Genomic DNA, 26476 nt, shown 5'->3' with positions numbered 1-26476 from the left:
ATCGCGTCTCTTTACCGGCACCGGCAAGTTTGCCCGCCCGGAACTGATGGCCGCAGCCATCGAGGCGAGCGGCTCCCAACTGGTCACCATGGCCATCAAGCGGCTCGAACCGGGCAAGGCCCACGACGATATCCTGAGCCCCTTGCTGCAACTCGGGGTCAAGCTGCTGCCCAACACCTCCGGCGCCAAGACCGCCGCCGAGGCGGTGTTTGCCGCCCACCTCGCCCGCGAGGCGCTGGGAACGAACTGGCTCAAGCTGGAGATCCACCCCGATCCACGTTATCTGCTGCCCGATCCCATCGAGACGCTGAAAGCCGCCGAGCAGCTGGTGAAAGAGGGCTTTGTGGTGTTGCCCTACTGCGGCGCCGACCCCGTGCTCTGCAAACGGCTGGAAGAGGTGGGCTGCGCCGCCGTGATGCCGCTCGGCGCACCCATCGGTTCCAATCAGGGGCTGGTGACCCGGGAGTTTCTCTCCATCATCGTCGAGCAGGCCAATGTGCCTGTGGTGGTGGATGCAGGGATCGGTGCACCAAGCCACGCCGCCGCCGCCTTTGAGCTGGGGGCTGACGCCGTGCTGGTCAACACCGCCATCGCGGTGAGCGGCGACCCGGTCGCCATGGGCCGCGCCTTTGCGCTTGCCTGCACCGCCGGTCGCAGCGCTTATGAAGCTGGCCTTGGCGCCCGCGCCCTGCAGGCCCAAGCCTCCAGCCCGCTGACCGATTTTCTGGGGGCGTTATGAGTCATGAAACAGGGGCGACCATGAACATCTCCCCCTTGCCCCAAGGGCAGCCAGAGGTTTGCCCCCCTCTCCCTCTGGGAGAGGGGCTGGGGGTGAGGGCGCCGGGGGTGAGGGCTAAGGAGCCTACCTTTCTCGACCGCTGGCAGGCGCTGGAGTGGGACGATATCGGCATGCAGATCCGCGCCAAAACTGCCGCCGACGTGGCGCGAGCGCTAAGCGCACCCCGCCGCACCCTGAGCGATTTTATGGCGCTGATCTCGCCAGCTGCCGAGGTCTATCTGCCGCAGATGGCGGCCGAGGCCGAGCGGCTGACCCGCCAGCGCTTTGGCAACACCATCGGCTTCTATGTGCCGCTCTATCTGTCGAACCTTTGCGCCAACGACTGCACCTACTGCGGCTTCTCCATGAGCAACCGTCTCAAGCGCAAGACCTTGAATAGCGAGGAGATAGAGCGCGAGTGTCTGGCCATCAAGGCGCGCGGTTTCGACAGCGTCCTCCTGGTGACCGGCGAGCACGAGCACAAGGTGGGGCTCGCCTATTTTCGCGAGGTGATGCCCATCATCCGCCGCCACTTCAGCACGGTGGGGATGGAGGTGCAGCCCCTCTCGCAGGCCGACTATGCCGAGCTGAAAACCCTCGGCCTCGATGCCGTCATGGTCTATCAGGAGACCTACCACGCCCCCACCTACGCCCGCCACCATCTGCGCGGCAACAAGCGGGACATCGCATGGCGCCTCGCCACACCGGATCGGCTCGGCCGCGCCGGTATCGACAAAATCGGCTTGGGGGCGCTGATCGGCCTCTCCTCGGACTGGCGTGCCGACAGCTACTTTGTCGCCGAGCATCTGAGCTGGCTTGAGCGCCACCACTGGCAGAGCCGCTACTCGCTCTCCTTCCCGCGCCTGCGCCCCTGCACCGGTGGGCTGGAGCCTGCCGTGGTCATGTCGGATCGTCAGCTGGCCCAGCTGATCTGCGCCTGGCGCCTCTTCTCGCCCACGCTGGACTTGTCCCTCTCCACCCGAGAGTCGGCCACGTTTCGCAACGGCGCGGTGCGCCTTGGCATCACCCAGATGTCGGCCGAATCGCGTACCCAGCCGGGTGGCTATGCCGAAGGGGATAAAGAGGAGCTGGAGCAGTTCGCCATCCATGACGATCGCCCGGTGGGGGAAGTGGCCGCCGCCGTGCGGCAGGCGGGGTTGCAGCCGGTGTTTAAAGACTGGGAACCGTTTTTGGGGAGATAGAGGGTGATTTCACTTTGCCATACGCAGAGCGGGGAGTGTGATGCCGAAACTCAATAGCTATTCGCGGTAAACGTTGGGCTTCGCAAGCTCAGCCGCAACCAACATCTGTGGTAGGTTGGCGCTGAGCGTAGCGAAGCCCAACATACGGGATGATGTCTGTTTTATTTTGGGGATTTAAGTTCTAACAATTTTTTTAAGTTCGCAAGCGAAAGCGTTAAGGTTTTTATTTACCTCCTCAATACTAGATACTAATTGATCGTATTGTGGGAATTCTCTTTGTATATCCTGGGGGGATCTACATTTTTCATTCGTTCTCGCTATATCATACCAAGCTCTAAATTTGGCTTGCCACTCAGTCAAATGTGGACGGAGACCTTCGTTTAATACCCTGGTAGATATGTCAACAAGTTTTTCAATATCTGCTTTTTCACGACCTTGCAACTTTTCTATAGGAATTGCAGCGATTTGCTCACGAACACATTGGAATAGAGCATACCAACTGTCATAAACCTCTATGATAAGGTCTTTATCTCGCTGAAAAGGTAATGCTGCTTTTCTTGTAACTAATTCAGTCCATATCTTGTGGGCGACTTTTTTATCTTCATAACTAGCCCTTATTTTCACTTCCGTGCCTGTTAGTGGGTCTTTTATAGTTATTTCTTCCGCATGAAATCCCTTGAGGCCAGCCCACGCAAGTTTAATCAAGAAAAATATGGCGAGTATTCCTACAATAATACCAAGAGATACAGGAAGATTGACATTCAAGGCCGTTTTAAGACCATCAATGGTGACAGATAATATGGGGTATTCTGTTGCAACGGTACTTGCTGCCGATGATACTGATTGTTCAATAGTCATTAATGTGTCACTCCACAAACGCTACACGTCCGGTTGTATTTCATCATGCTCATTGAGTTGTTAATTAGGTTTGCCCTTGTTGTTCTTGCACTGAATGCATCCTCTATCCATTCTCGGAGTTCGGTGGCATTATTTGGATAGCGATAAAATCTTGCATAACAATTTTGATTGCTATCATTCCAGTTATCTCTAAATCTTGGAGGAAGAAATTTTGCGCTGTTTTGTCTACATAAGTTAATTGCAATTAGACCATGAGGAAGTTGACCGCCGACACCTCCTCTTTGCAATGAGGCCTTAATTTCCCAGTCAACATAGCGACGGCTATGAGTACAACTTCCCAGCAAAACGATGGTTACCGTTGTATGGCCAAAGTATCTATTTCGGATTTGTTGCATAACATATGCTGGGTTGCTACTGTTTATTATGTCGTCTGTAAACCTTTGTCCTTCTGCTAGCATGTTGGGTGTGAATACACCTTGCTCTCGACCGAAAGTTCTAACGAATTCGTTTACTGCAACTTGGTCGCCGTGATAATAGGAAATGAAAACATTTCTTCTTATTTGCAGTTGTTGCATACCACCTAAAATACCATTGTATATACTCATTGCCACCTCCGTGTATATGATTTTAATTTATTGTACAACAACATATATTCAGGGGCACTCACTATTTGTAGTGAGTTGCTTGATTTTACACTGGATCCCTGAAAAATAATGTCATGATCATTGATGAACCACATCAGATAAGTTTTCAGAATATTCTCTGCTAAAGGCTCAGTCTACGGTAGTAAGAGAGTAGATATGCGCATCCATAGGCTGACCATGGAGGAATATGCGATTCCTTGCCCGGCACTCAAAGGTAGCCCCGGCTGCGATAGCAACCAGCTTCGCTGGCGTTGTTGCCAACCCCCATCACGATCTCCAGCCGAAATAGTCCCAGCTGCTGAAAACCAAAGTCACGGAGCAGGGCGACCGCCCGCCGCACAATCCTGCTCGCAGCTGGCAAACCACTCCAGTGCGCTGTCCCGAGTAAATGAACGGGAGCACCAGCTCATCCATTTGCCGACCGTCTCGATGGATTCGTGGGCCGCGCGGATAAACTCGTCGGCATCGGCCGGTTCGAACGGGCGGATCACGAGTTTGGCATTGGCAAGGCGCTGGAATGTCATCACTTGTCCTGCTTTTTCAGAAAGTAACTGGTATATCCCGGCGGCATATCGGGTAGCTGGCCAAAGACCTCGTAACCCTGCTTCTGGTAGAAGGGGAGGGCCTGAAAACTGGTGGTTTCCAGATGGTAGTTGCTGATTCCCTTGCTTTGGGCGTACTGCTCCATGGCGCCCAGCAGGCGCCCGCCCCAGCCATCGCGGCGGATGCTTTCATCGATCCAGAGCCAGTCGACGTGCAGCCAGCCCCACTTGATGTCGGCGATGATGCCGCCGTGTACCTTGCCCTCTTTATCCTTGATAAAGCTGGCGATCCGCTCGTGCAGATGGGTGCCGGCGTGATCCTTGTTGAAGCCCGAGAGACCAATGCGCAGGGCTTCGATCTCATCGTCCTGAGGCGGTTGGGGTGGGGTGAGTTGCATAGTGCTTCCTGCTTGAGTGTGATGATCTCTGTCGGGTTGCGACGTGTTGTGCGCCGGGCTTACCGCTGCGTTACTGTTGATGTTTTACCGACACTACCCTAACGGAATCGGGTGGAGCCGTGCCAGCTTTTTCGTGGGCCCAGGTTCGCCAGTCTCTGTCGCCCTGTGGTGGTGGGCGTATCGACCCCGCCGGGGTTTGTCCCTAGCATAAGGAGGATGCGGGGCAGGGGCTCCGCCATGCGGGCATGTGTTGATGCCCGTTTACGGACTTCTGGCGGAGAGAAAAGATGAAGCTGCGTTCCTTGTTGATGGTGGGGGCCCTGCTGCTGGGCGGTTGTGCGGTCAATCCCTACGGTGGTACTCAGGCTCCTGTCAGTGAACCCGATCAGCCAGTGAGCCAGCCGGACAAGCCGGTGACCAAACCGGATAGCGGGGACGTTCAGCCCAAGCCGGTGGCGCCGACAGGACTGGCGCAGGCCATGGCCGATCTCTTTGTGCAGGCCCCCGAGGTGCGGGAACTGGCGCAAACCGGTCAGCCGGTGCTGCTGCTCACCCCGCCCCAGAACGGCACCGGCGAGCCGGTGGACACCCGCGCCATGGCGGCGGCCATGAGCAAGCTCATCCAGAGCAAGAGCGGTTTTCACTTTGTCGACCAAGGGCAGGTGGCAGCCATCACCGGCCAGCTTGAGTATCAGCAGGGCAGGATGAACCCGGCCTCCCTTGTGCGGCTTGGCCGTCAGACCGGCGCAGGCTACATGCTCTACGGGGATCTGGTGACAGAGGGGAGCCGTTATCGGTTGTCGATGACCCTGATGGAGCTGCGCAGCGGCGAGCTGATCTGGAGCGGTAGTCGCTCCGCCAGCCACTGAGCGGTCTGCGACCAATCAAAAAGAGGGTTGAGTGCCTGTGCGCTCAACCCTCTTCTCATTTCTGGCCCTATGCCTGATGGGGCTTGTCTCTAGCGGATTGCCGCTTCCAGCGCGGCTATTTCGCCGCCTCTGATAAGCGCCAGGTTGCGGCTGATCTTCTCCACCGGCCAGTCCCACCAGGTGATGGCGTTGAGACGGGCTATGGTGTCGTCGTCGAAGCGGTAGCGGATCACCTTGGCGGGATTGCCGCCGACCACGGCATAGGCGGGCACGTCACCGGTGACCACGGAGTGGGCGGCGATAATGGCGCCGTTGCCGACCTTTATCCCTGGCATGATCAGGGCGTCATAGCCAATCCAGACATCGTTGCCGATGACGGTATCCCCCTTGTAGGGGAGGCTGCCCGGGGCGGGGGGGGCGCTCTCCCAGCCGTTGCCGAAGATAAAAAAGGGGTAGGTGGAGAAGCCGGAGGTCTGGTGGTTGGCGCCGTTCATGATGAACTTCACCCCGCGGGCGATGGCGCAGAACTTGCCGATGATGAGCTTGTCGCCGACGAAGGGGAAGTGGTAGAGGACGTTGCGCTCGAAGCCCGCCGAATCCTCCGGGTCGTCGTAATAGGTGTAGTCACCCACCTCGATATTGGGCCCCTTGATGGTGTTCTTGATAAAACACACCTGGGGGAAGCCATTCATGGGGTGGGGATTGGCGGGGTCGGATCCGTGCATCCGGGCTCCTAGGGTTGGCCGGGCTAGAGCGCCGGGAAGTAGCAGGCGCTCATGTCGATGGGGTGATCGGGGCAGCCTGGCAGATAGAATTGCCAGCCCGCATCGGAGAAGGCGCGCAGTTCAGTTTCGACAAACTTGATGGCGAGGCTCAGGGCCTGCAGGCTGTCGATGCCGTAGATAAAGGTTTTGTCGCTCAGCCCCGCCAGCTTCACCTTGCAGCGCCAGTCACCGCTGGCGGACTTGGGATCCGGCTCGGGGGCCTTGATGGCGATCTTGAGAGTGAGCTGTTCCCCTTCGGTACTGATAGCGTCGAAGCGGGCGGTAACGATGGCGTTTTTCATCTGGCGATTCCTTTTCCGTGGTACAGCCCCTGCGGTTGCGGGGGGCTGGCGTTCCTGATGGCTGATGAGGTGAAAACTGGACTCGTGACGGCCAGCGTAAATGAACTTGTGAGTTGAAACAATGAGATATCATTGAGCGAGGGAGGGGCCATCCGCCACTGCGAACGGTCGCAAGTCAGAGCGGCGGTGGGCGCAGGCAATCCTTGCTGGCCGAGACGTCTGCATGCTGCTAGATGTAAAGGATTGTTGGCTATGACGGCAGATTTTTCTCCGTTGCCGATGAGGGCGAGTGAGTCCTTTTAAGGCAGAATATCTCCCCCCTGTTTGACCCTAACGTACAGGAGTCTCCGTGGCGCTTTCGGTAACCCAGCTTTATGAAGTGATGGCCCAACTGCCAGATCCCATCTTCATCCTCAGTGAAGATGGTTATTACGTGGAATATATCGGCGGCATGGAGCAGCAATCCTATCACGATGGCAATCCGCTGGCGGGCAAGCAACTGGCCGATGTGCTGCCACCCGAGATGGCCATGTGGGTCAAGGCACAGGTTGCCGAGTCACTGGCGAGCGGTCAGGTGCGGGTGGTGGAGTATGAGCTATCAGCAGCCGAGGTGGGGGGGATCAATGCCGCCGTCGGGCCGCAGGGGGTACAACGCTTCGAGGGTAAGATTGCCCCGCTGCCCTCCCTCTATGACGGCAAGCGGGCGGTGGCCTGGGTGACCCGCAATATTACCCGCCAGTACGAGTTGCAGCAGCGACTGCTGCGCCAGAGCGAGACCGATCAGCTGACCGGTCTCTACAACCGCCGCTTCTTCTTCGAGCACTGTCAGCCGCTGCGGACAGGAGATGCGCCCTGTGGCCTTATCATGCTCGACATCGATCACTTCAAGCAGATCAACGATCACTACGGTCATCAGCAGGGAGATCGGGCCTTGCAGCGATTCAGTGGCTGCATCGATGCCCTGTTGCGGGCGGACGATCTCTTTGTGCGCAGCGGCGGCGAGGAGTTTCTGATCCTGTTGCCACGGATCGATGAAGCCGGTTTGCTGCAGATAGCGGAGCAGATCCGTGCCGCTGTCGAAGCATTGCCTGCCGATCCGGTCGCCATCACGGTCAGTCTGGGCACAACCCTGGTGCAGCCGGAGGAGGAGATCAATCAGGCGCTGGCCCGGGCCGACGAGTGGCTCTATCGAGCCAAGCGGGCAGGCCGCAACCGGGTAGCACACTGTCCGGCAGGTTGAGAGTGTCTATCCGGTCGCATGGCGGAAATAGCCCGTTCTTTTACTCTAAATAAGTTGACTGACATCACTGTCAATTAGTAGAAAAGTTGGGCTTATTATTTAACTCATATTCTAAAGGATAAGGTGTTAATATTATCGGCCTGATCGCTGGTCTTATTTATGTTGTTGGGCAACAGGATGAGGTTTTATCGGTATGTTATCAAAAGGGTTTGAATCTGGTTCTGGGTGACGAATGTGACACATTTCGTTGTCTTTTGAAACAATCTGATTCAAACGGTCATGAATTATTAACCTTGACCAGGTTGGCGATTTCAACGATGGTAGCGTGGCAGCTCCGTTCCCTTCCGGTGGCCCTATTGGCCACTGGCGGTGTTGTTCTTTCACGAACAGGGCGATCTGCCATGACATATCGCCAGCCTGTTATTCGGGCCAATAAAAATAATGATGACAGACTAATAAGGTATATATTGCAATGAGTGTTTCTATTGCTGAAAAGAGTAACCCTGTTTCAAAATTGAAATGGGAGAAAAGCGATTCGGTATGGACCATGGGCTTATATGCCACTGCGGTTGGTGCCGGTACGTTATTTCTCCCTATTACGGTTGGCAGTAATTCTCCGGTTATTTTGCTATTTATATTATTGCTGGCTTTCCCGCTCTCTTATTATTCCCACCGGGCATTGAGCCGCTTTGTGCTCTCCAGCTCCCATAAGGAAGGGGATATCACCCATGTGGTGGAGGAGCACTTCGGTGCCAGAGCGGGCAAGCTGCTGATGCTGGTCTATCTGATGGCCTTCTACCCCATCATTCTGGTCTACAGCATCTCTATCACCAATGCGATCCAGAGCTTCGTGGTTCACCAGCTGGGGGACGCCGAGCTTCCCCGCGGCTTGCTGGTGCTGGGGGTGATGCTGGGCCTGCATCTGATCCTGTTGGCTGGCAAACAGATCGTGGTGTCGGCCATCAGCGTGCTGGCTCTGCCGATGGTCGCCTTTCTGATTGGCCTATCCATCTATCTGCTGCCCCAGTGGAGCCTCTCCTATTTCAGCGAGAGTCAGGCAGTGGAGTGGCGTGATCCGGCGTTCTGGAAATCCCTCTGGCTGATCGTGCCGGTGATGGTCTTCTCCTTCAGCCATGCGCCCATTATCTCCTCCTTCAGTGCGGCGCAGAAGAAGCGTTGTCAGGAGAGTGCCGACCTGCGTGCCAAGCGGATCATCAAATACAGCAGCATGCTGATTTGCGGCAGCGTGCTCTTTTTCGTGGTGAGCTGCGTGATGAGCCTGAGTCAGGCCGAGATGGCGCTGGCCCGCACCGACAATATCTCCGTGCTGTCGGCGCTGGCGAACAAGTTCTCCAATCCACTGATCGCTTATGTGGGGCCGCTTATCGCCATTCTGGCCATGTCCAAATCCTTCCTCGGCACCTCCATGGGGGTGAGCGAGGGGACGGTGAGCATGGTGAGCGGTGCCTGTCAGGGGCTGGGGCTCTCTCTCAAGGAGTCGACCATCGCCCGGGTGTCGTCGGTGATCCTGTTTCTGGTGACCGCCCTCATCACCTATCTGAACCCCAATGTGCTCGACATCATCGAACGCGTCAGTGGCCCGCTGATCGCGGTGATCCTGTTTCTGCTGCCAGCCTGCTCTATCTATCGCTTGCCCGCACTCAAGCGTTATCGCGGGCCGAGTACCCTTTTTGTGTTGGTGATGGGGCTGCTTGCCATCTCGGCCCTTATCTACGATCTGCTTTGACCGGGCAGTATCCCGCACAAATCCAAAAGGGCGACCATCTGGTCGCCCTTTTTCTGTGCATCGGGGTTAGCCGAGCAGGCCGGTGGCGCTCTGGCCCGCCATCAGCAAGCCGATGGCCAGCACGCTGAACCAGACCAGGGTTGCGCTTACCAGCAGATAGCCGCTGGCGACGAACAGACCGTCCCGCTGCAACATGCCGGTGGCCAGCAGCAGGATGGCCCAGGCAGGCATGGCGTTGGTGAAGGGGATGGCGCCCAGGGGTAGCATCAGCAGCAGGGCGGCCAGCATGATCAGCAGACCGTTGCAGCGGTTGACCGTGCTGCTGCCGGTCAGCACCAGCAGACGCGGGCGGATAACGCGATCGACACGGGCCAGCAGATCTGCCCCCTTGTGCAGGGTCGGCTTGAGCTGGTCGGCGGCGAAGCGGCGCTCCATCAGGATGGCGGGTAGCCAGGGCACCCGGTTGAGGGTGATGCCTATACCGATAAAAAGGATCAGCAGGCCAAACGGGGTGCTGACACCGGGGATGGAGACCGGCAACAGAAAGGGGACGGTGAGCAGCACACAAAACAGCAGCATGCCCTGTTCGCCCACCAGCTCCAGCATCTGGCGCAGGCTGATGTGGCTCTCGTCGATGGCGTGCGCGGTGGCCCGCAGGGTATCCGCGAGGGTGGTTTGGGGGTCGTGAAGTTGCGCGGCAACCATTCCCTGATGTCCTTCTGAGTGGTGATGACTGGTCCCTATGACCCGCTTTGGCGCCAGCATACGTGGCAGAGGTTAACCGTCGATGAATGGTGGCGGGGAGTACGGCAAGGCCACAATGGTACTGCTTTGCCGCGCCATCGATGAGTGTGATCCCCCCCATGAAAGTGAACCGGTACAGCTGCCATTTAGGATGAGCGCAGGATGCCTCTGGTATGCTTTCTGCACAATCACACAGGGAGCAGGGGATGATGAAGAGAGCCGGGATAGCGATGATGGGGTTGTTGCTGCCACTCGGGCAGGTCTGGAGTAGTGAGGCAGCAACCACATCCGGTTGGCAGGTGACGCCGTTTTTCGGCTACAGCTCAGCCATCGACTTCGAGAAGAGTGACGAGGTGGTGCAGCCGGTCTCGCGCTCGGCCTCGCTCGATTCACTGCAGGGGCAGGGCTCCGGCAGTTGGGGTCTCTTTATCAGCAAGGAGGTGGATGATCCGGGCATGATCGAGCTGCTCTACAGCCATCAGTCCACCACCCTCTCTCCCGACCAGCCGGATCGCCTGACGGTGGACATCCTGCACTTTGCCGGTGCTCTGACCCTCTCTGACAACCTGATGGCGCCCTATATCGGCGCCGGGATCGGGGTGACCCGCTTTGCCGCTTACGACAGCGAGGTGACCCCTTCCATGTCGCTGGCGCTCGGGGTGCAACCGCGCCTCGCCGAGCATCTGGCGCTGCGGGCCGAGGTGCGCGGTTATGGCTCGCTGGTTAACGACAACAACCAGTTTCTCTGCAACCCGGAGCAGTGCGTGTTCAAGGTACGCGGGGAGCTGGTGACCCAGTGGCAGGCCAATATCGGTCTTACCTTCCGCTTTTAGGTGGGGGGATTTCCCCCCATAAAACAGGGGCCCCTGTTTCAGCAGCAATGTTCCGCAGTGACCGGCAATCAACCGGCAGCTCTTCACGCCTCTTTATTAGTCGGCGTCGCCCATACCGCGCAGTTTCTACCCGCCTCCTTGGCGCCATAAAGCGCCTGATCCACCCGTTTGAACAGCGAGACGGCCGGCTCCCCGGGCTCGCGGATCCCCATCCCCAGACTGACCGTCATGGTATGGGTCGGGTCGGGGGCTATGGTGCGGGTCGCAGTGAGCAGGGTGTTGGTCAGTTGCTGCAAATCGGCTTCGTGAGCGACGGGCAGCAGCAGGGCAAACTCTTCACCACCGACACGGGCCGCCAGCGCACCCGGTGGGCAGTGCTGTTGCAACAGCTCGCCAAACTGCTGCAACACCCGATCCCCGATATCGTGGCCGTAGTTGTCATTGATCCGCTTGAAGTGATCCAGGTCCAGCAGGATGAGGGCATGGCAAACCCCTTGCTCCAGAAACAGCTGCTGATGAAAGTAGCGCCGGTTTGGCAGCTTGGTCAGATCGTCAAACAGCGCCTGCTCTCTGAGCCGGGTATTGATATGAAAGAGGTGGTGCATGGTGCTCAGGATGCCGATGCTGCTGAGCAGGATGCCGCTGGAGCGCAGCAGATCCTCGGCATAGATGGCGAGCCAGAGCGGCTGCGCCACCAGCTCATCCATGATGTCGGCGGTGGCCCCCATGATCCACAGCATCAGACCGCAGGAGAGCATGCGGTAGGTGTGGGTGGGCAGGTGGGCGCACTGCACCACCCAGAACAGGAACAGCATGGTGAGCCAGTTGATCACCTCGAAGCCAAAGCTGACGGCGTAAAAGCGCTCGTAGGGGAAGTGGGGCAGCAGCAACAGATGAAGGGTCATGATGGCCAGCATCAATCCCCCCAGCAACAAGATGTGGGAACGATGCTCCCGATCGAGCTGATGGTAGTGGGAGAGGCTGATATCGAGACGATCAAACTGCATGGTGTTCCTCGGATTGTGCCCGCCATCACGTTGCAAACAAGGCGCTGCGTAATGGTATGCCGTAGTCGGATAACAGAAACGGCTGGTCTGCCAGTGTAAACGAGTTGGCCCGCAGCGCGCGATATCGATGACGTCAGCTTGTGGGCTGGCTCAGGGTTTGCGCACTTCTGGTGCGCGACGTATCGCCTGCCCTGTGACAGGGCGACCCAGGGCAGGTTAGCGCAGCTCATGCGCTAAATTGGTGCATTGATAATGCATGATCTTTCTAACGCAATGATTTAAAAGGATTTAAATTTGTGGCCCGCTTTATGCTTTTTACATGTCAGACGGTCTCTTGCGGTCATCGGCGGCAGACGCAGTGATGAGGAAGTGGCAAGAGACATCCCCGTGCCGAGCGCGGGTGTGATTCTGGCGGGTTGCAGCAACACCTAGCGGTTCGCCACAGATTCAATCAGGGAAACGGAGCCGGTCTTGTACCGGTACGACAGGGAAGGAGAGTGCTCTATGGTCAAAAAATGGATGATGGCGGGTCTGACGATGTTGCCTGCCTTGCTGGTTACCCCAAGTTGGGCCGAAGAGGTCGCTCAGGTACAGGCTGCGGTGGCGCCGGTTGCCGCCATGACAATCAACAAGGGTGACAACACCTGGATGCTGCTCTCGGCGGCGCTGGTGATCCTGATGTCGATCCCCGGTCTCGCCCTCTTCTACGGTGGTCTGGTGCGGGCCAAAAACATGCTGAGCGTGCTGATGCAGGTCTTTACCCTGTTCTGCCTCATCTGCGTGCTCTGGGTGATCTACGGTTATTCGCTGGCCTTTACCGAGGGGGGCAATTTCTATGGCTCCTTCAGCAAGGTGCTGCTCAAGGGGGTAACCCCTGACTCCATCGCCGCCACCTTCAGCAAGGGTGTCGGGATCAGCGAGCTGATCTATGTGGTGTTCCAGGGGGCCTTTGCCGCCATCACCTGCGGCCTTATCGTGGGGGCGTTTGCCGAGCGCATCAAGTTTGCCGCCGTGCTGCTCTTCTCGGTGATCTGGTTCACCTTCGCCTATATCCCGCTGGCTCATATGGTGTGGTATTGGGCGGGTCCGGATGCCTATACCAGCGCCGAAGCCGCAGCAACCGCGACCGCAACTGCCGGGTATCTGTTCCAGCATGGTGCGCTGGACTTTGCAGGCGGCACAGTGGTGCACATCAACGCCGCTGTGGCGGGTCTGGTGGGTGCCTATCTGGTGGGCAAGCGTCTGGGCTACGGTCGTGATCCCATGACCCCGCACAGCCTGACCATGACCATGATCGGTGCCTCCCTGCTCTGGTTCGGCTGGTTCGGTTTCAACGCGGGCTCCGCGCTGGAAGCCAACGGGGTGGCTGCGCTCGCCTTTATCAACACCTGGGTGGCACCGGCTGCGGCAGCTCTGTCATGGACGTTGGCCGAGTGGGTGATGAAGGGGCGTCCCTCCCTGCTGGGTGCGGCGTCCGGAGCGGTGTCCGGTCTGGTGATGATCACCCCGGCGGCCGGGTTTGTCGGTGTCGGTGGCGCGCTGGTGATGGGTCTTGTCAGTGGTGTGGCCGGTCTGTGGGGCGTCCACGGTCTTAAGCGTCTGCTGGGGGCCGATGACAGCCTGGATGTCTTCGGTCTGCACGGGGTGTGCGGCATTCTCGGCGCCCTGCTGACCGGCGTCTTTGCCAGCCCGGATCTGGGCGGCACCGGGGTGTGGGACTATGTCACCAATCAGGTTGCCGAGGGCTACTCCATCCTGACTCAGGTGAAGATCCAGGCTATCGGGGTCGGTGTCACCCTGCTCTGGTCCGGTGCCGTGGCGGCGATTGCCTTCAAGGCGGTCGACATGCTGATCGGGCTGAGGGTCAATGGCGATGCCGAGCGGGAAGGGCTGGATGTCACCTCCCACGGCGAGAAGGCTTACAGCATGTAATCCAGAACGTCAGACAACAAAAAACCGCCGGAATCGGCGGTTTTTTTATGGCTCGAGGGTGGCGAAACCTTGGTTCACACGCTTAATTCACGACGGCCACGTTGATGCTGCCATTGCCCTGGGTCATGCGTACCCGCGCGCCCGGCACGAAGGTGGGGCTGGCTTTCTGCACCACCACGATGGCTTCGCCGTTCTCTTTCTTGATCTCCAGCTCGACCCCGTCGACCTGGTTGAGTTTGTCGCCAGCGGCCTTGCCGGCTGCCGCGCCGGCAATGGCACCACCTGCTGTGGCGATATCACGGCCGGTGCCGCCGCCTATGGTGCTGCCTAGCAGGCCGCCGACCACGGCGCCGCCAATGGTGCCAATCAGGGAGTTTTCATCAGCCTGGATCTTCACCGGGCGGGTGGAGATGATGGTGCCATAGCTGACGGTTTGTACCTGTTTGGCACGGTCTTTGGTGTAGACATCGCCAGAGTAGACATCGCTGTTGGCGCAACCGGTGACGGTAGTGGCGGCCAGCAGGGCAATAAGGGTCATACGTTTCAACATGATGGGCCTCCAAGGCTGAATAGAATTCAAACAATCAGTTTGATGAATTGAACTTTACTCCAAGCAAGCGGGACATGAAATCGGCAAAATGTAACCAATTATGCGTTCTGTAACCGGTTTTATCCTTGAATCGCAGCTGTACCGGAGAGGGTTTTAACCAGCACAAGCCGATCCTCGCCGGGGCCGAAGTAGTCGGCGACCTCTTCAACCAGTTGATAGCCAAGACGGTAGTAGAGGCGCTGGGCCGGATTGGCCGGATCGACCGTGAGCCGCAGTTCGCTGATCTGCAGCGCCTGCTGGTTGGCCTCCATCTGGCGCATCATCCGCTCCGCGAGGCCGAAACCGCGCGCCTCGGGCAGCACCGCCAGCGAGAGCACCCAGCCTTGCGACCGCTCCTGACCAAAGCCACCCAGCACATAACCCACTAGTTGCCCCTCGTATTCGGCCACCAGCAACAACTCGGGCCACAAATCCATCGCCTGACGGAAGAAGAAGGCGGGATAGACATCTTCACCAAAGACTTTGGCATCGATCTGCCAGATGGCGTGCATGTCATTGTGGGTGGCGGTGCGTAGCAGGGGTGGGTTGTGGTGCATCAGGACTCCATCGGCAGCAAACGGATCGGCAACGCCGCTGACCTTGGGGCCAACGGCAGAAAAGGAGTCATAGGGTAGTGGTCATCCCCTGCCGGATGCAAGGGATTGGCGGTTATGGCGGCAGCGGTCTGCTGTGGGGCAGTTTGGGAGCCTTGCGAAAGCCGTCGAGCAGGTGGCGAAGGGTGAGCCAGGGGTGGCGCAGCAACATGCGCGGGCCGCTCCACTTCATCACCTGCTGGATCTGTTTGCGCATCGCCGGTGCGTAACAGTGGATATTGCAGTTGGCGCAGGTGGGTTTGTGGCCGTGGCCATAACGGCAGCGACGAAGGCGCTGATGGGCGAAATCCCGCAACTGGCGACAGTGGCGGCAATGGGGATCCTGATGATGGTGCTGGCAGTAGAGGCGGATCATGGCGCTGACCGTCTGCTGCTCGCGCATGAGTCTGGGATGGTCACTCGCCTTTTTGCTGGCTGCGGCGTGTGAGCCCCGGGCTGGGCTGGCATGATGACTTTTCATGGCCGCCATTCTCCTGACCTGCTCGCTTTGGGTGTTGATACAGGTCAAAAGGGGGGATAAAAAACAGGGCCCGCAGGCCCTGTGTCATCAGATGAGGCTGGTTGCCTGCTCCAGCCAGGCGAGATCCTCACCTTCGAGCAGTGGGCTCAGGCGGCGGAACACCTCGACATGGTATTCGTTGATCCAGCGGAATTCGGCCGGGCTCAGCAGGCTGCGATCGATCAGGCGGGTATCGAACGGAACATAGGTCAGGCGCTCGAAGCCCAACATCGGCAGCTCACCGATCTGCTCCAGCTCGGTCACCACCACCAGGTTTTCACAGCGGATGCCGAAGCCATCTTCGCGGTAGTAGCCCGGCTCGTTGGAGAGCACCATGCCCGGCTGCAGGGCGACCATGCTCCCTTTCGGGGCGATGCGCTGGGGCCCTTCGTGGACGCTCAGGAAGTGGCCGACGCCGTGGCCGGTGCCGTGGTCGTAGTTGTAACCGGCTTGCCACAGCGGCATGCGGGCCAGCACGTCGAGCTGGATACCGGCGGTGCCGCGCGGGAAGCGGGCCTGATCCAGCGCAATATGTCCCTGCAGCACCCGGGTAAACATCGCCTTCTGCTCATCGGTCACCTCACCCACCTTGATGGTGCGGGTGATGTCGGTGGTGCCATCCAGATACTGGGCGCCGGAGTCCAGCAGATAGAGGCTGTCCTGGCCGAAGGGGCGCGGGGTGCCATTGGTATGGCGGTAGTGGCACATGGCGGCGTTGGGGCCGAGTGCCGAGATGGTGTCGAAGCTCGGCTCGACGTAGTGTTCCTGCTCGCGGCGGAACGCTTCCACCTGATCGGCCAGAGTACCTTCATCCACTCCCTCGAATTCGCCGGAGGCGATCAGCCGATCCAGCCAGGCGAGGAAGCGGGTCATAGCCACGCCATCGCGCAGGTGGGCGGCGCGCATGCCGGTCAGCTCGATCTCGTTTTTGCACGCTTTCGGCAGCATGGTTGGATCCTGGCCTGCCACCAGAATGGCACCCGCCTCTTCCATGATGAGCTGGGTCCAGGCATTGGCCGTGTCCGGATCGGCCAGCACCTTTTGCTGATCTTCACCGATGCGCTGCAACACGTCGCCCAGCTTGTCGATGGGGTAGACGGAGACATCCTGCCCCACGTGTTGGGTGAAGGCGAAGCAGTCAATCTTGTCGGTATCGACGAAGAAATCCATGGTGGTGTTGGCGTAGAGCACGGCAAAACCGAGCACCACCGGCAGCCGCTCGATGTCGCGGCCACGCAGGTTGAGCAGCCAGTTGATCGGCTCGGCCTGGGTCAGCAGCACGGCATCCAGCCCGCGCTTGCGCAGATCACTGGCCAGCATTTCACGTTTGGCCTGGCTGGACTGGCCCGCAAGCTCCTCGCTGTAGAGGATGACCGGTGCCTTGGGGGGCTCGGGGCGATCGCTCCAGTTCAGGTCGATGGGGTTCTGCTCGACTCGCACCAGCTCGATACCGCGCTCGGCCAGCACTGCCTTGGCGTTCTTGTACCAGGTCAGACTGTGCAGACGGGCGTCGAAACCGACCCGGGTGCCGGAGGGGAGTTGTTCAGCCAGCCACTGCACGTGGGGATTTTCGATGAGGTGGAGCAACTCGAACAGTTCGGACGGCGCCTGCATGCGGGCCTGTACCGTATAGCGACCATCGACAAAGAGGGCGGCACGCTGGGCCATGATGATGGCAACGCCGGCAGAGCCATTGAACCCGGTGATCCAGTCAAGCCGCTCGGCACAAGCGGGAATGTACTCGCCGAGGTGCTCATCATCGTGGGGGACGATAAAGGCGTCCAACTCCTGCATGGCCAGCTCGGCCCTGACTTGGGCGACGCGGGTTTCAATTATCTCGAAATTATTCATGTCGTTAGTGCCAGATGGTTGCTATATGAGTGTTCAGTTTTTATGGCCGCTGGCCAGGATCTGTTTGATCGACTGGCCCGCCGCCTCGATATGCTGCCTGAGCAGCACCACCGCCTCGTGCTTGCGCCGGGTGCGGCACAGTTCCAGCAATTGGGCGTGTTCACGTTCCGCCTTGTCTACACCGCCCTGGGCAAAGAGCAGCTCGAAGCGGACATAGCGGTCACAGCTCAGATTGATCTGGGCGATCAGGTCAAGTGCCTGGGGGCGACCGGCAGCCTGATAGAGGGTGGCGTGAAAGCTGTGATTCAACTCGGCCCAATGTTCGATCTGGGTGCCTGACTCCAGGGCGTGATCAAATTGGGCGAGGATCGCCTCCGCTTGCGCGAAGGTGGCTTCCGTCATCTTGTCGACGGCGTGAAACAGGGTATCGGCTTCCAGCAGCGCTCGCAAATAAAAGAGCTCGTCGATGGCCGAGGCGTCCAGCATGGTGACCACGGCGCCGCGATGGGCTTCGAACTTGACCAGCCCCTGCGCCTCCAGCTGCATCAGGGCTTCGCGCACCGGGATGCGGCTCACGGCCAGCTCTTTGGCAATGGCATCCTGACGCAAGGGGGCGCCAGCTGGGAACTCCCCACGGAGGATCCGGCCACGGAGGTTTTCCATCACCATCTGGGTTCGGGTCTTGTAGGGGGGGGTCATGGTCGGGTCACGATTGGGCGTTACAAAATTGTATATTGTATAAAGTTTGGCTGAATCTACCCCGTCAGGGCTGGCAAGGCAAGGTTTAGGGGTCTGTTGCTGCGTGGTTGGCGGCGTTCGGGGCTGCCATAAAACAAAAATGCCGGTCAGCATGGCTGACCGGCATGATATCAAGGGTTCGAAGCGGGACAGTTACAGCTGCGGACCTGCCGCAACCAGACGCTTGCCCTCTTCATTGTCGGTGAAGCGCTCGAAGTTTTTGATGAAGCGCTGGGCCAGATCCTGCGCCTTGGCGTCCCACTCGGCCTTGTCGGCATAAGTATCGCGCGGGTCCAGGATCGCCGGGTTCACATCGTGAAGCGCGGTCGGGATCTCCAGATTGAAGATCGGCAGCACCTTGGTTTCGGCCTTCTCGATGGAGCCATCCAGAATGGCGTCGATGATGGCGCGGGTATCCTTGATGGAGATGCGCTTGCCGGTGCCGTTCCAGCCAGTGTTGACCAGATAGGCCTCTGCACCTGCCGCTTCCATCCGTTTCACCAGCTCCTGACCGTACTTGGTCGGGTGCAGGGAGAGGAAGGCTGCGCCGAAGCAAGAGGAGAAGGTCGGAGTCGGCTCTGTGATGCCGCGCTCGGTACCGGCCAGTTTGGCGGTGAAGCCAGAGAGGAAGTGGTACTTGGTCTGCTCCTTGGTTAGCTTGGAGACCGGGGGCAGCACGCCGAAGGCGTCGGCGGTCAGGAAGATCACCTTGGTGGCGTGACCTGCCTTGGATACCGGCTTGACGATGTTTTCGATGTGATAGATGGGGTAGGAGACGCGGGTGTTCTCGGTCTTGGAGCCATCATCGAAGTCGATGGTGCCATCGGCAGCAACGGTCACGTTCTCCAGCAGCGCATCGCGGCGGATGGCGTGGTAGATGTCCGGCTCGGCCTCTTCGGAGAGCTTGATGGTCTTGGCGTAGCAGCCCCCTTCGAAGTTGAACACGCCGTGGTCATCCCAGCCGTGCTCGTCATCGCCGATCAGCTGACGCTTGGGATCGGTGGAGAGGGTGGTCTTGCCGGTGCCGGAGAGGCCGAAGAAGATGGCTACGTCACCGTCCTGACCCACGTTGGCGGAGCAGTGCATGGAGGCAATGCCGCGCAGGGGCAGGAAGTAGTTCATCATGGAGAACATGCCCTTCTTCATCTCGCCACCGTACCAGGTGCCACCGATGAGCTGCATCTTCTCGGTCATGTTGAAGGCAACAAAGTTCTCGGAGTTGAGACCCTGCTCCTTCCAGTTCGGGTTAGTGCACTTGGCACCGTTCATCACCACGAAGTCAGGCTTGAAGGTTTTCAGCTCTTCCTCGCTCGGGCGGATGAACATGTTTTTCACGAAGTGTGCCTGCCAGGCCACCTCGGTGATGATGCGCACGGCCAGGCGGGTGTCCGGGTTGGCACCGCAGAAGCCGTCTACCACAAACAGGCGCTTGCCGGAGAGCTGTTTGGTGACCAGCCCTTTCAGATGTGACCACACTTCGGGGGTAATCGCTTTGTTATCGTTTTTACCCTGGTCAGACCACCATACAGTATCCTGGGTAGTGGCATCTTTGACGATATATTTATCTTTCGGAGAGCGGCCGGTAAAGATACCGGTGTTGACGTTGACGGCGCCCAGTTCGGTGACGACGCCGCGCTCGAACCCTTCCAGGTCAGGGCGAGTCTCTTCAGCGAAAAGCTGCTCGTAAGAGGGGTTGCGAACGATTTCCTGGCTGTTTTTGATGCCGTACTGGTCCAGTCCTAATTGTTGGGCCAGGGTGGGTTCTGCCACGATTGTCATTGTATTCTCCTGGGTTCAGAGGTTTGTAGGGTTCTATCTGACGTTCATCCTATCACTTAGGTGGTAGAGTTTAGCGATCGCCATCAAACTTTATAAAATAGGGTATTTTTTTGTTATTAAAGTTAAAGGCGGGTTTTGCCCGCCTTTAATTAGTGTAACTTGTTTGCATCATTGCCGGGAGCCCTGCTGAACAGGGTTTCGACATCGATCCCATTAAATTGGTACTGGGCGCCGCAATAATCACAGTGCATGTCGATCTTGCCGAGCTCCTGCACCATATCCATCACCTCTTCCTTTTCTATCTGCAGCAGGGCCCCTTCGCAGCGCTCGCGGGAGCAGGTGCAGCGGAACTCGACCGCCTGCGGATCGAACACCCGCACCTTGTCCTGATGGTAGAGACGGTAGAGGATCTCTTCGGCTTCCAGACCAAACAGCTCTTCATCCTTGATGGTGCTGGTGAGCTGGGTCAGGTGCTCGAAGTCGTTGCTGTGATCCTCGCTCTGGGCTGGCAGTTCCTGCAGCATGATGCCGGCGGCGCGGGGTTGCCCTTCATGGTAACCGGTACGGATCCACAGCTTGGTCGCCAGCTGTTCGGACTGGGCGAAGTAGTGCTCCAGACAGCCAGCCAGGGTGTCGGCGTCCAGCGCGATGATGCCCTGATAGCGTTCGCCCTGTTCCGGCGTGATGGTGATGACCAGCTGGCCGTTGCCGATCAGGCTCTGCAGTTTGTCGTCGCTCGGCAGCTCGCCCTCATAGCGTGCCACGCCGCGCAACTGCTGGTTGTTGTCACCGTTGATCACGGCCAGACGCACCGGGCCATCGCCCTGCAGCTGCACTGTGATGGAGCCTTCAAACTTGAGGGTAGCGGTCAGCAGGCTGGTGGCGACCAGCAGCTCGCCCAGCAGCTTTTGCACCTGCACCGGGTAGTTCTGGGCTTCCACCACGTGGCGGTAGGTGTGATCCAGCTGGACCAGCTCGCCACGTACTTCGTACTCTTCAAACAGATAGCGATACAGCAGATCTTGGTTGCTCATCATATATTCCTGAGTTCTTCGGTGAGGTAAATCGGACGCAGTGACCGCCTGTGGCCGTCACTGCGCTATCAAATCGGGGTCGGTCAGTACTGCTTGACCTTGAGCAGCTGACGCCGCTCCTGCTTGTCGGGGCGGCGCTCGGGGCTTGGGGCAAACTGGCTGTTGAAGCGGCGTGCCTCGCTGTTTTCAGCCCGTTTTTTCAAGCTTTCAGCGGTCTCTTCATAGAGCTGCTGGGCGAGCGGTGCCGATTTGCGCTGATCGCTCAAGGCCAGCACCCGCACTTCCCGCTCATCCTGCCCCTGCCAGAAGCGGATCAGCGCACCCACTTCCACCTGTTTGCCCGGTTTGCTGCGCTGACCATTGTAGTGCACCTTGCCGCCGTCAATCTGATCCCGCGCCAGCGAGCGGGTCTTGTAGAAACGGGCCGCCCACAACCACTTGTCGAGACGAACCTCAAGGGCGCTTTCCGGATGATTGGCCATGAACAGGCTCCATAACGGGGAAAAGAGGCGGTCGATTATACCAGAGCCCGGGGGCGGGATAGAAACCGGGCAACCGCCGTGCGGGGCACAAACCATGTCAAGGTGATGCAACATATGGGCAGTTTGCTGATTAACAAGGGAATGGCGCTGGTTTATCGGGTATTCATGGGGCAGGGAGGGCCTTCATACCGCGCATATAACACTGCCGCCCCTGTTGGGGGCGGCAGCGCTCACATCCATCGATCATGTCAGAGTCAGAAGTGATCGTGCTGATCCGGCTTCTTCTGGTCGTGGGGGCCTTCGCTGTGGGCGATGGCGGTGCGGATGAGATCAACCCCGGCGCGGATAATCAGCACCCCCATGTTGACCAGCTTGACGCATACCCACATGAAGGTGATGAGCAGGATCAGCTTGAGTACGGTCTGGAAGGCCTCCAGGAAGTTCTGCTCCAGCTGGGCGGTGAGGCCATTGGCACTAGTCATCAGCCAGGTGTAGACCTCGCGCACGAACGGGATACGGCTTGGCATCTCCAGCACATCCAGTGCGGCAGGGAGCGCCTGGAAGATGACGATGCTGCCGAACAGGATCAGGATGACACCGATGGCGATGCCGAGGAAAAAGCCGAACTGTCTCATGGAGGGCTCCAGCAGTTGCTGCATGAAATTGAAGATAGCCGCCAATAGTAGGGAGTGCCCTGCTTCATCGCAATCTTCCGTGTACCGCCTGCGCGGCGGGAACGGCGGTGATTCGGCCGCTACCGTTGCCCAACTATCTGATTTCTGGGAGGCTTGTCGCCATTGTGCATAGGGAAAGCAAATTGATGTCGAGAACCCTCTTTTTACTCTTGCTGACACTGTTTACCGCTCTGCCAGTCCTGAGCGCCGAACCGACGGCGGCAGTCTGCGCCATCCGCCATCAGGATCAATTGCTGCTGGTGCAGGATCGCATCTCCTCCCGCTACAGCTTGAGCGGTGGCTATATCGATGGCGATGAGCGCCCCGAACAGGCGGCGCTGCGCGAGCTGTATGAAGAGACCGGCCTGCGCGGCGAAGTCGTCGCGGATCTTGGCCGCTGGCAGAAAGCGCAGGTCTTTGCCTGCCGCACTCTGGAGCCTATCGTCGCCCAGCAAGATTCCGATTTTGTCTCGCTGCTGCAGGCCCCCAATCTGGGCGGGGAGATCCTCAACGCCCGCTTGATCGCGGTGGACAAGCTGCCCCGCGCACAGCGCCGCTTCCCGGATCAGCTCGACTGGCTGCAAGCCCGGCTTGGCGAGCTGCCCGAGAGCGAGGTGCACTGGCAGGCCGATTTCGTGGCGCAGGGCAATGCGCTGCATCAGGCCGAGATCCCGCTGATGATGCGCCTGCAACAGTGGCTGGGGCCCGATGTCTGGTGGCTGTCGGTCAGTAATCTGTTTGGTTCAGGCGGCTTTCAGCTTGCCCTGATACCTTTGCTGCTCCCGCTGCTGGGGTGGCCACGGCTGCGCCAGCTGCTCTTTGCCATGCTCTGGCTCGGGCTGTTGGTGCAGGCGAGCAAGGAGGGGATCGGCTGGCCGCGCCCCTTCCATCTGCAACCTGAACTGGCGACTCACAGTGCCCAGGGCTTTGGCATGCCGAGCGGTCACACCGCCTCGGCCCTGCTGTTCTGGGGCGCGCTGCTTGGCTGGCTCTGGCCTGCCCGGCGCGGGCTGGCCTACTCGCTGGCGCTGCTGCTGGCCCTTACCACCGGTCTGGCGCGGGTCTGGCTTGGGGCACACTTTATCTCTGACGTAGTGGCGGGGCTGCTGATGGGCGCCATACTGCTGGCTGCTCGTCCCTGCTGGCGTACGGATGGGCTTGTGGCAGGCTGGTTGCTGCTGATTGCCGCGGCGCTGGCGCTCGGGGGACTGACCCAATCGGCCCATCTGACCGGTATCGGGCTGGTAGCGCTGGGCCTCTGGCTCGGGGGAAATGCGGCCCTCGTTCGAGCTGGTTATCCCCCGCTGCTTACAGGGGGCGTTGTGCTGGCGGGCTGCTTGCTGATCGGTGCCGGCCTGTGGCTGTTGCCGCTGCTGACCAGTAGCTCGTTGATCATACTGCTTGGACAGTTTGTGCTCTTTTTCGGGCTGGGGCTCTGGTTGAGCGTCGGCCTCTGGTGGATACTCTCTCTCTTGAAACAAGACTCACGACCCAGGGGCGGACGCCCTGCAAGGGGAACTCTATGAATATGAAAAAAGTGGATTTGGCCAAGATAACCTTGGGGGTGCTGTTTCTCAGCCTCCTGATCATCTCCTGCTTTATGGTGCTGCGCCCCTTCCTGCCCGCACTGGTGTGGGCCACCATGATCACCATCGCTACCTGGCCACTGATGTTGATGGTGCAGCGGTTGCTGTGGGGCAAGCGTGCGCTGGCCGCTCTCTTTATGAGCCTGGTGCTATTGCTGATGTTTGTCATTCCGCTCTTTATGACACTGGCCAATGTGGCGGAGAAAGCCCCCATGCTGATCGAACTGGGGACCAATATCAGCCAGTCGCCTCCGCCCGAGCTGCTCTGGTTGCAGCAGATCCCGCTGGTGGGCGGCAAGCTCTATGACTTCTGGCAGCAAATTCTGGCGAGCGGTGGTCAGGTGCTGTTTGCCAAGCTGGCGCCCTACTTCGGTCAGACGGCGCGCTGGCTGGCTGCTCAGGCCGGTAATCTGGGCATGCTGCTGGTCCACTTCCTGCTGACGGTCGGTATCTGTGGTCTGCTCTATCACTCCGGTGAAGTGGTGGCGACCGGCATTCGCCGCTTTGCCCACCGGCTGGCCGGGGATCGCGGTGACAATGCGACCGTGCTGGCTTCCCAGGCGATCCGCGCCGTGGCCATGGGGGTGGTGGTTACTGCGCTGGTGCAATCCTCGGTGGCCGGGGTGGGGCTGTGGATCGCGGGCATCCCCTACACCATGGTTCTGGTGGTGGTAATGTTCCTGCTCATCGTCGCCCAGATAGGTCCCTTTCCGGTGCTGATCTCCTGTGTCGGTTATCTCTACTGGAGCGGTGATACTACCTGGGGCACCTTCCTGCTGGTCTGGTCGCTGATCGCCGGCACAATGGACAACTTCCTGCGTCCCTTCCTGATCAAACGCGGTGCCAATCTGCCCCTCATTCTCATTCTGGTGGGGGTTATCGGCGGCCTGCTGGCGATGGGGATCATCGGTCTGTTTATCGGCCCCGTGGTGCTGGCTGTGGCTTATACCTTGCTGGATGCCTGGATCAAGGAGGGTGACCACCAGTCAGAGGCGACCCATATCGCGGCAGCGCCCAGTATAGATTGACGGTTCTATAAAAAGACGATGCAAAGAGCCGCCCGATGGGCGGCTCTTTTGTTGATGATGACAGCGTCAGGCCAGTTGTTTCATACCTAAGCCGCAGCGGTTGTTCACAGCATCTGCTTGAGGCGATAGAGCAGGTCCAGTGCCTGGCGCGGGGTGAGCTCGTCCGGGCGCACTGCTTCCAGCTCTTCCACCACCGGATGAGGCTGCGGGGCGAGGGTCACCGGAGCCGGGCGGCTTTCACCGGCGGCGGCCGGAGTGGCGCTCTCCAGCTCATGCAGTTTGTGACGGGCCTGCTGGATCACCGATTTGGGTACCCCCGCCAGTGCCGCTACTTGCAGGCCGTAGGAGCGGCTGGCCGCCCCTTCCTGCACCGCGTGCATAAAGGCAATGGTGTCGCCGTGCTCCACCGCATCGAGATGGACGTTGGCCAGCCCGCTCATCAGCTCGGGCAGGCGGGTCAGCTCGAAGTAGTGGGTAGCGAACAGGGTGTAGGCGCCAATCTTGCTCGCCAGCTGTTCGGCGCAGGCCCACGCCAGCGAGAGACCGTCGTAGGTGCTGGTGCCGCGGCCAATCTCGTCCATCAGCACCAGACTGCGGGCGGTGGCGTTGTTGAGGATATTGGCGGTCTCGGTCATCTCCACCATAAAGGTGGAGCGGCCGGAGGCGAGATCGTCTGACGCTCCGATGCGGGTGAAGATGCGGTCGATGGGGCCGATGCGGGCGCTGTCGGCGGGCACGAAGGCGCCGATATGGGCCAGCAGCACGATCAGCGCGGTCTGGCGCATGTAGGTCGATTTACCGCCCATGTTGGGGCCTGTGATGATCAGCATCCGCCGCTCACGCTCCAGCCGGATAGGGTTGGCGATAAAGGGATCTGTCATTACCTGCTCAACCACCGGATGGCGGCCCGCCTCGATCAGGATCTGATCCTCATCGATGAGGGTCGGGCAGCGATAGTCGAGGGTCTCGGCCCGCTCGGCCAGGTTGGCCAGCACGTCCAGCTCCGCCAGTGCGGCGGCGGAATCCTGCAGATCGCCGAGGTGGGGCAGCAGGGCATCGAGCAGCTCTTCGTAGAGCCGTTTCTCCAGCGCCAGCGCCTGGGACTGGGCGGTGAGTACCTTGTCCTCGTACTTCTTCAGCTCATCGATGATGTAGCGTTCGTTGTTCTTGAGGGTCTGGCGGCGGATGTAGTGGGCCGGCACCAGATGGCTGTTGGCGCGGCTCACCTCAATGTAGAAGCCGTGCACCTTGTTGTAGCCCACCTTGAGGGTATTGATGCCGGTCAGCAGCTTCTCCCGCTCCTCGATGCGGGCGAGGCTGGCGGTGGCGCCGTTGGCGAGATCCCGCAGCTCGTCCAGCTCCTGATTGAAGCCGTCACGGATGACGCCACCATCGCGGATTAGCACTGGCGGCACCTCCATCACCGCGCGCTCCAGCAGGTCGAGCAGCTCGGGGAAGGTGCTGGCCCGCTCGGCCAGTTGTTGCACCGCTTCGTGCTCGTTGTCCGCCAGCAGGCGCTGCAACTCGGGTAACTGGGCGAAGGCCTGACGCAGGCGGGTGAGGTCGCGCGGGCGGGCCGAGCGCAGGGCGAGACGGGCCAGCACCCGCTCCACATCACCCACCTGACGCAGCAGGTTGCCCAACTCGTCGTAGAGGTTCTGCTCAATGAGCTCCTTGATGGTGCTCTGGCGACCTTTCAGGATCACCCGATCGCGGATCGGCTGGTGGATCCAGCGCTTGAG

The 26476-nt window shown here is 59.4% G+C and carries 26 protein-coding genes and 1 pseudogene; 9 read left to right on the top strand and 18 right to left on the bottom strand.

From position 1 onward, the window contains the following. Positions 1-739, top strand: a 739-nt coding sequence (locus G5358_RS11760; protein WP_421324127.1) for a thiazole synthase, incomplete at its 5' end; no start/stop codon positions are given. Positions 740-759: 20 nt separating this feature from the next. After that, positions 760-1980: a 2-iminoacetate synthase ThiH gene (thiH, locus tag G5358_RS11755; protein WP_421324129.1), complete on the top strand. Its 1221-nt coding sequence runs from the start codon at positions 760-762 to the stop codon at positions 1978-1980. 174 nt (positions 1981-2154) lie between these two features. Here thiH and G5358_RS11750 read toward each other — a convergent pair whose 3' ends face one another. From G5358_RS11750 to G5358_RS11735, 4 genes and pseudogenes are all read right to left on the bottom strand, one after another. Then, the gene (locus tag G5358_RS11750; RefSeq protein ID WP_421324126.1) at positions 2155-2838 is read right to left on the bottom strand and encodes a hypothetical protein; all 684 of its coding nucleotides are present in this window, start codon (positions 2836-2838) and stop codon (positions 2155-2157) included. Continuing rightward, positions 2838-3443 carry a TIR domain-containing protein gene (locus G5358_RS11745; protein ID WP_421324125.1) on the bottom strand — a complete coding sequence of 202 codons (606 nt, stop codon included), beginning with the start codon at positions 3441-3443 and terminating at the stop codon, positions 2838-2840. Before G5358_RS11745 ends, G5358_RS11750 begins: the two co-directional genes overlap by 1 nt. Before the next feature lie 168 nt (positions 3444-3611). Continuing rightward, positions 3612-4006, bottom strand: a pseudogene (locus G5358_RS11740) (GNAT family N-acetyltransferase). Further along, positions 4006-4422: a GNAT family N-acetyltransferase gene (locus G5358_RS11735; protein ID WP_421324124.1), complete on the bottom strand. Its 417-nt coding sequence runs from the start codon at positions 4420-4422 to the stop codon at positions 4006-4008. Before G5358_RS11735 ends, G5358_RS11740 begins: the two are co-directional and overlap by 1 nt. 287 nt (positions 4423-4709) lie before the next feature. Between G5358_RS11735 and G5358_RS11730 the strand changes: the two genes are divergently transcribed. Then, positions 4710-5291: a penicillin-binding protein activator LpoB gene (locus G5358_RS11730; protein ID WP_106844168.1), complete on the top strand. Its 582-nt coding sequence runs from the start codon at positions 4710-4712 to the stop codon at positions 5289-5291. A gap of 89 nt (positions 5292-5380) precedes the next feature. On the opposite strand, the gene G5358_RS11725 is transcribed toward G5358_RS11730, so the two are convergent. After that, positions 5381-6016, bottom strand: a complete 636-nt coding sequence (locus tag G5358_RS11725) for a Vat family streptogramin A O-acetyltransferase (protein ID WP_421324123.1) — start codon at positions 6014-6016, stop codon at positions 5381-5383. A gap of 23 nt (positions 6017-6039) precedes the next feature. Next, the gene (locus G5358_RS11720; RefSeq protein WP_058056329.1) at positions 6040-6357 is read right to left on the bottom strand and encodes a DUF6968 family protein; all 318 of its coding nucleotides are present in this window, start codon (positions 6355-6357) and stop codon (positions 6040-6042) included. A 349-nt stretch (positions 6358-6706) separates the two neighbouring features. Here G5358_RS11720 and G5358_RS11715 point away from each other — a divergent pair, with 349 nt between their 5' ends. Both G5358_RS11715 and G5358_RS11710 read left to right on the top strand, forming a co-directional pair. Next, the gene (locus G5358_RS11715; RefSeq protein ID WP_421324122.1) at positions 6707-7597 is read left to right on the top strand and encodes a diguanylate cyclase; all 891 of its coding nucleotides are present in this window, start codon (positions 6707-6709) and stop codon (positions 7595-7597) included. A gap of 472 nt (positions 7598-8069) precedes the next feature. Next, positions 8070-9344, top strand: coding sequence for an amino acid permease (locus tag G5358_RS11710; RefSeq protein WP_421212248.1), 1275 nt, complete (start codon positions 8070-8072; stop codon positions 9342-9344). Between the two features lie 66 nt (positions 9345-9410). On the opposite strand, the gene G5358_RS11705 is transcribed toward G5358_RS11710, so the two are convergent. After that, entirely contained in the window at positions 9411-10049 is a 639-nt protein-coding gene (locus G5358_RS11705; RefSeq protein WP_216979593.1) for an exopolysaccharide biosynthesis protein, read from the bottom strand. A 248-nt stretch (positions 10050-10297) separates the two neighbouring features. Between G5358_RS11705 and G5358_RS11700 the strand changes: the two genes are divergently transcribed. Further along, on the top strand, positions 10298-10921 hold the full coding sequence (locus G5358_RS11700; RefSeq protein WP_159159217.1) for an outer membrane beta-barrel protein: 624 nt from the start codon (positions 10298-10300) through the stop codon (positions 10919-10921). A gap of 83 nt (positions 10922-11004) precedes the next feature. Here G5358_RS11700 and G5358_RS11695 read toward each other — a convergent pair whose 3' ends face one another. Then, positions 11005-11928, bottom strand: a complete 924-nt coding sequence (locus tag G5358_RS11695) for a GGDEF domain-containing protein (RefSeq protein ID WP_216979592.1) — start codon at positions 11926-11928, stop codon at positions 11005-11007. A 504-nt stretch (positions 11929-12432) separates the two neighbouring features. Here G5358_RS11695 and amt point away from each other — a divergent pair. Continuing rightward, a complete protein-coding gene (amt, locus tag G5358_RS11690; RefSeq protein ID WP_103252255.1) occupies positions 12433-13860 on the top strand; it encodes an ammonium transporter in 1428 nt (475 codons plus the stop codon). Between the two features lie 82 nt (positions 13861-13942). On the opposite strand, the gene G5358_RS11685 is transcribed toward amt, so the two are convergent. From G5358_RS11685 to G5358_RS11645, 9 genes are all read right to left on the bottom strand, one after another. Then, positions 13943-14410, bottom strand: a complete 468-nt coding sequence (locus G5358_RS11685) for a glycine zipper 2TM domain-containing protein (RefSeq protein ID WP_421249468.1) — start codon at positions 14408-14410, stop codon at positions 13943-13945. Between the two features lie 119 nt (positions 14411-14529). Further along, a complete protein-coding gene (locus G5358_RS11680) occupies positions 14530-15006 on the bottom strand; it encodes a GNAT family N-acetyltransferase (protein WP_139405189.1) in 477 nt (158 codons plus the stop codon). 112 nt (positions 15007-15118) lie between these two features. Continuing rightward, positions 15119-15523: a nitrous oxide-stimulated promoter family protein gene (locus G5358_RS11675; protein WP_179902684.1), complete on the bottom strand. Its 405-nt coding sequence runs from the start codon at positions 15521-15523 to the stop codon at positions 15119-15121. 87 nt (positions 15524-15610) lie between these two features. Then, a complete protein-coding gene (locus G5358_RS11670) occupies positions 15611-17413 on the bottom strand; it encodes an aminopeptidase P family protein (protein WP_421324121.1) in 1803 nt (600 codons plus the stop codon). A gap of 33 nt (positions 17414-17446) precedes the next feature. Beyond that, positions 17447-18112: a GntR family transcriptional regulator gene (locus G5358_RS11665; protein ID WP_041234058.1), complete on the bottom strand. Its 666-nt coding sequence runs from the start codon at positions 18110-18112 to the stop codon at positions 17447-17449. A gap of 192 nt (positions 18113-18304) precedes the next feature. Next, positions 18305-19930 carry a phosphoenolpyruvate carboxykinase (ATP) gene (pckA, locus tag G5358_RS11660; RefSeq protein WP_421212253.1) on the bottom strand — a complete coding sequence of 542 codons (1626 nt, stop codon included), beginning with the start codon at positions 19928-19930 and terminating at the stop codon, positions 18305-18307. Between the two features lie 149 nt (positions 19931-20079). Next, positions 20080-20964: an Hsp33 family molecular chaperone HslO gene (gene hslO, locus G5358_RS11655; RefSeq protein ID WP_421324128.1), complete on the bottom strand. Its 885-nt coding sequence runs from the start codon at positions 20962-20964 to the stop codon at positions 20080-20082. A gap of 83 nt (positions 20965-21047) precedes the next feature. Further along, positions 21048-21446, bottom strand: a complete 399-nt coding sequence (gene hslR, locus G5358_RS11650) for a ribosome-associated heat shock protein Hsp15 (protein ID WP_216952790.1) — start codon at positions 21444-21446, stop codon at positions 21048-21050. A 254-nt stretch (positions 21447-21700) separates the two neighbouring features. Next, complete coding sequence (locus G5358_RS11645; RefSeq protein ID WP_005340143.1) at positions 21701-22081, bottom strand: hypothetical protein; 381 nt, start codon at positions 22079-22081, stop codon at positions 21701-21703. Positions 22082-22266: 185 nt separating this feature from the next. Between G5358_RS11645 and G5358_RS11640 the strand changes: the two genes are divergently transcribed. Together G5358_RS11640 and ydiK are read left to right on the top strand one after the other, a co-directional pair. Further along, positions 22267-23646, top strand: coding sequence for a phosphatase PAP2 family protein (locus G5358_RS11640; RefSeq protein ID WP_421324120.1), 1380 nt, complete (start codon positions 22267-22269; stop codon positions 23644-23646). Beyond that, positions 23643-24734: an AI-2E family transporter YdiK gene (gene ydiK, locus G5358_RS11635; RefSeq protein ID WP_216952793.1), complete on the top strand. Its 1092-nt coding sequence runs from the start codon at positions 23643-23645 to the stop codon at positions 24732-24734. Before G5358_RS11640 ends, ydiK begins: the two co-directional genes overlap by 4 nt. A 104-nt stretch (positions 24735-24838) precedes the next feature. On the opposite strand, the gene mutS is transcribed toward ydiK, so the two are convergent. Beyond that, positions 24839-26476, bottom strand: a 1638-nt coding sequence (mutS, locus tag G5358_RS11630) for a DNA mismatch repair protein MutS (RefSeq protein ID WP_421324119.1), incomplete at its 5' end; no start/stop codon positions are given.

It is taken from the genome of Aeromonas sp. 604176, from assembly GCF_049170755.1.
GTDB classification, from domain to species: Bacteria; Pseudomonadota; Gammaproteobacteria; order Enterobacterales; family Aeromonadaceae; genus Aeromonas; species Aeromonas veronii_A.
This window is presented reverse-complemented; position numbering and strand designations above follow the sequence as displayed.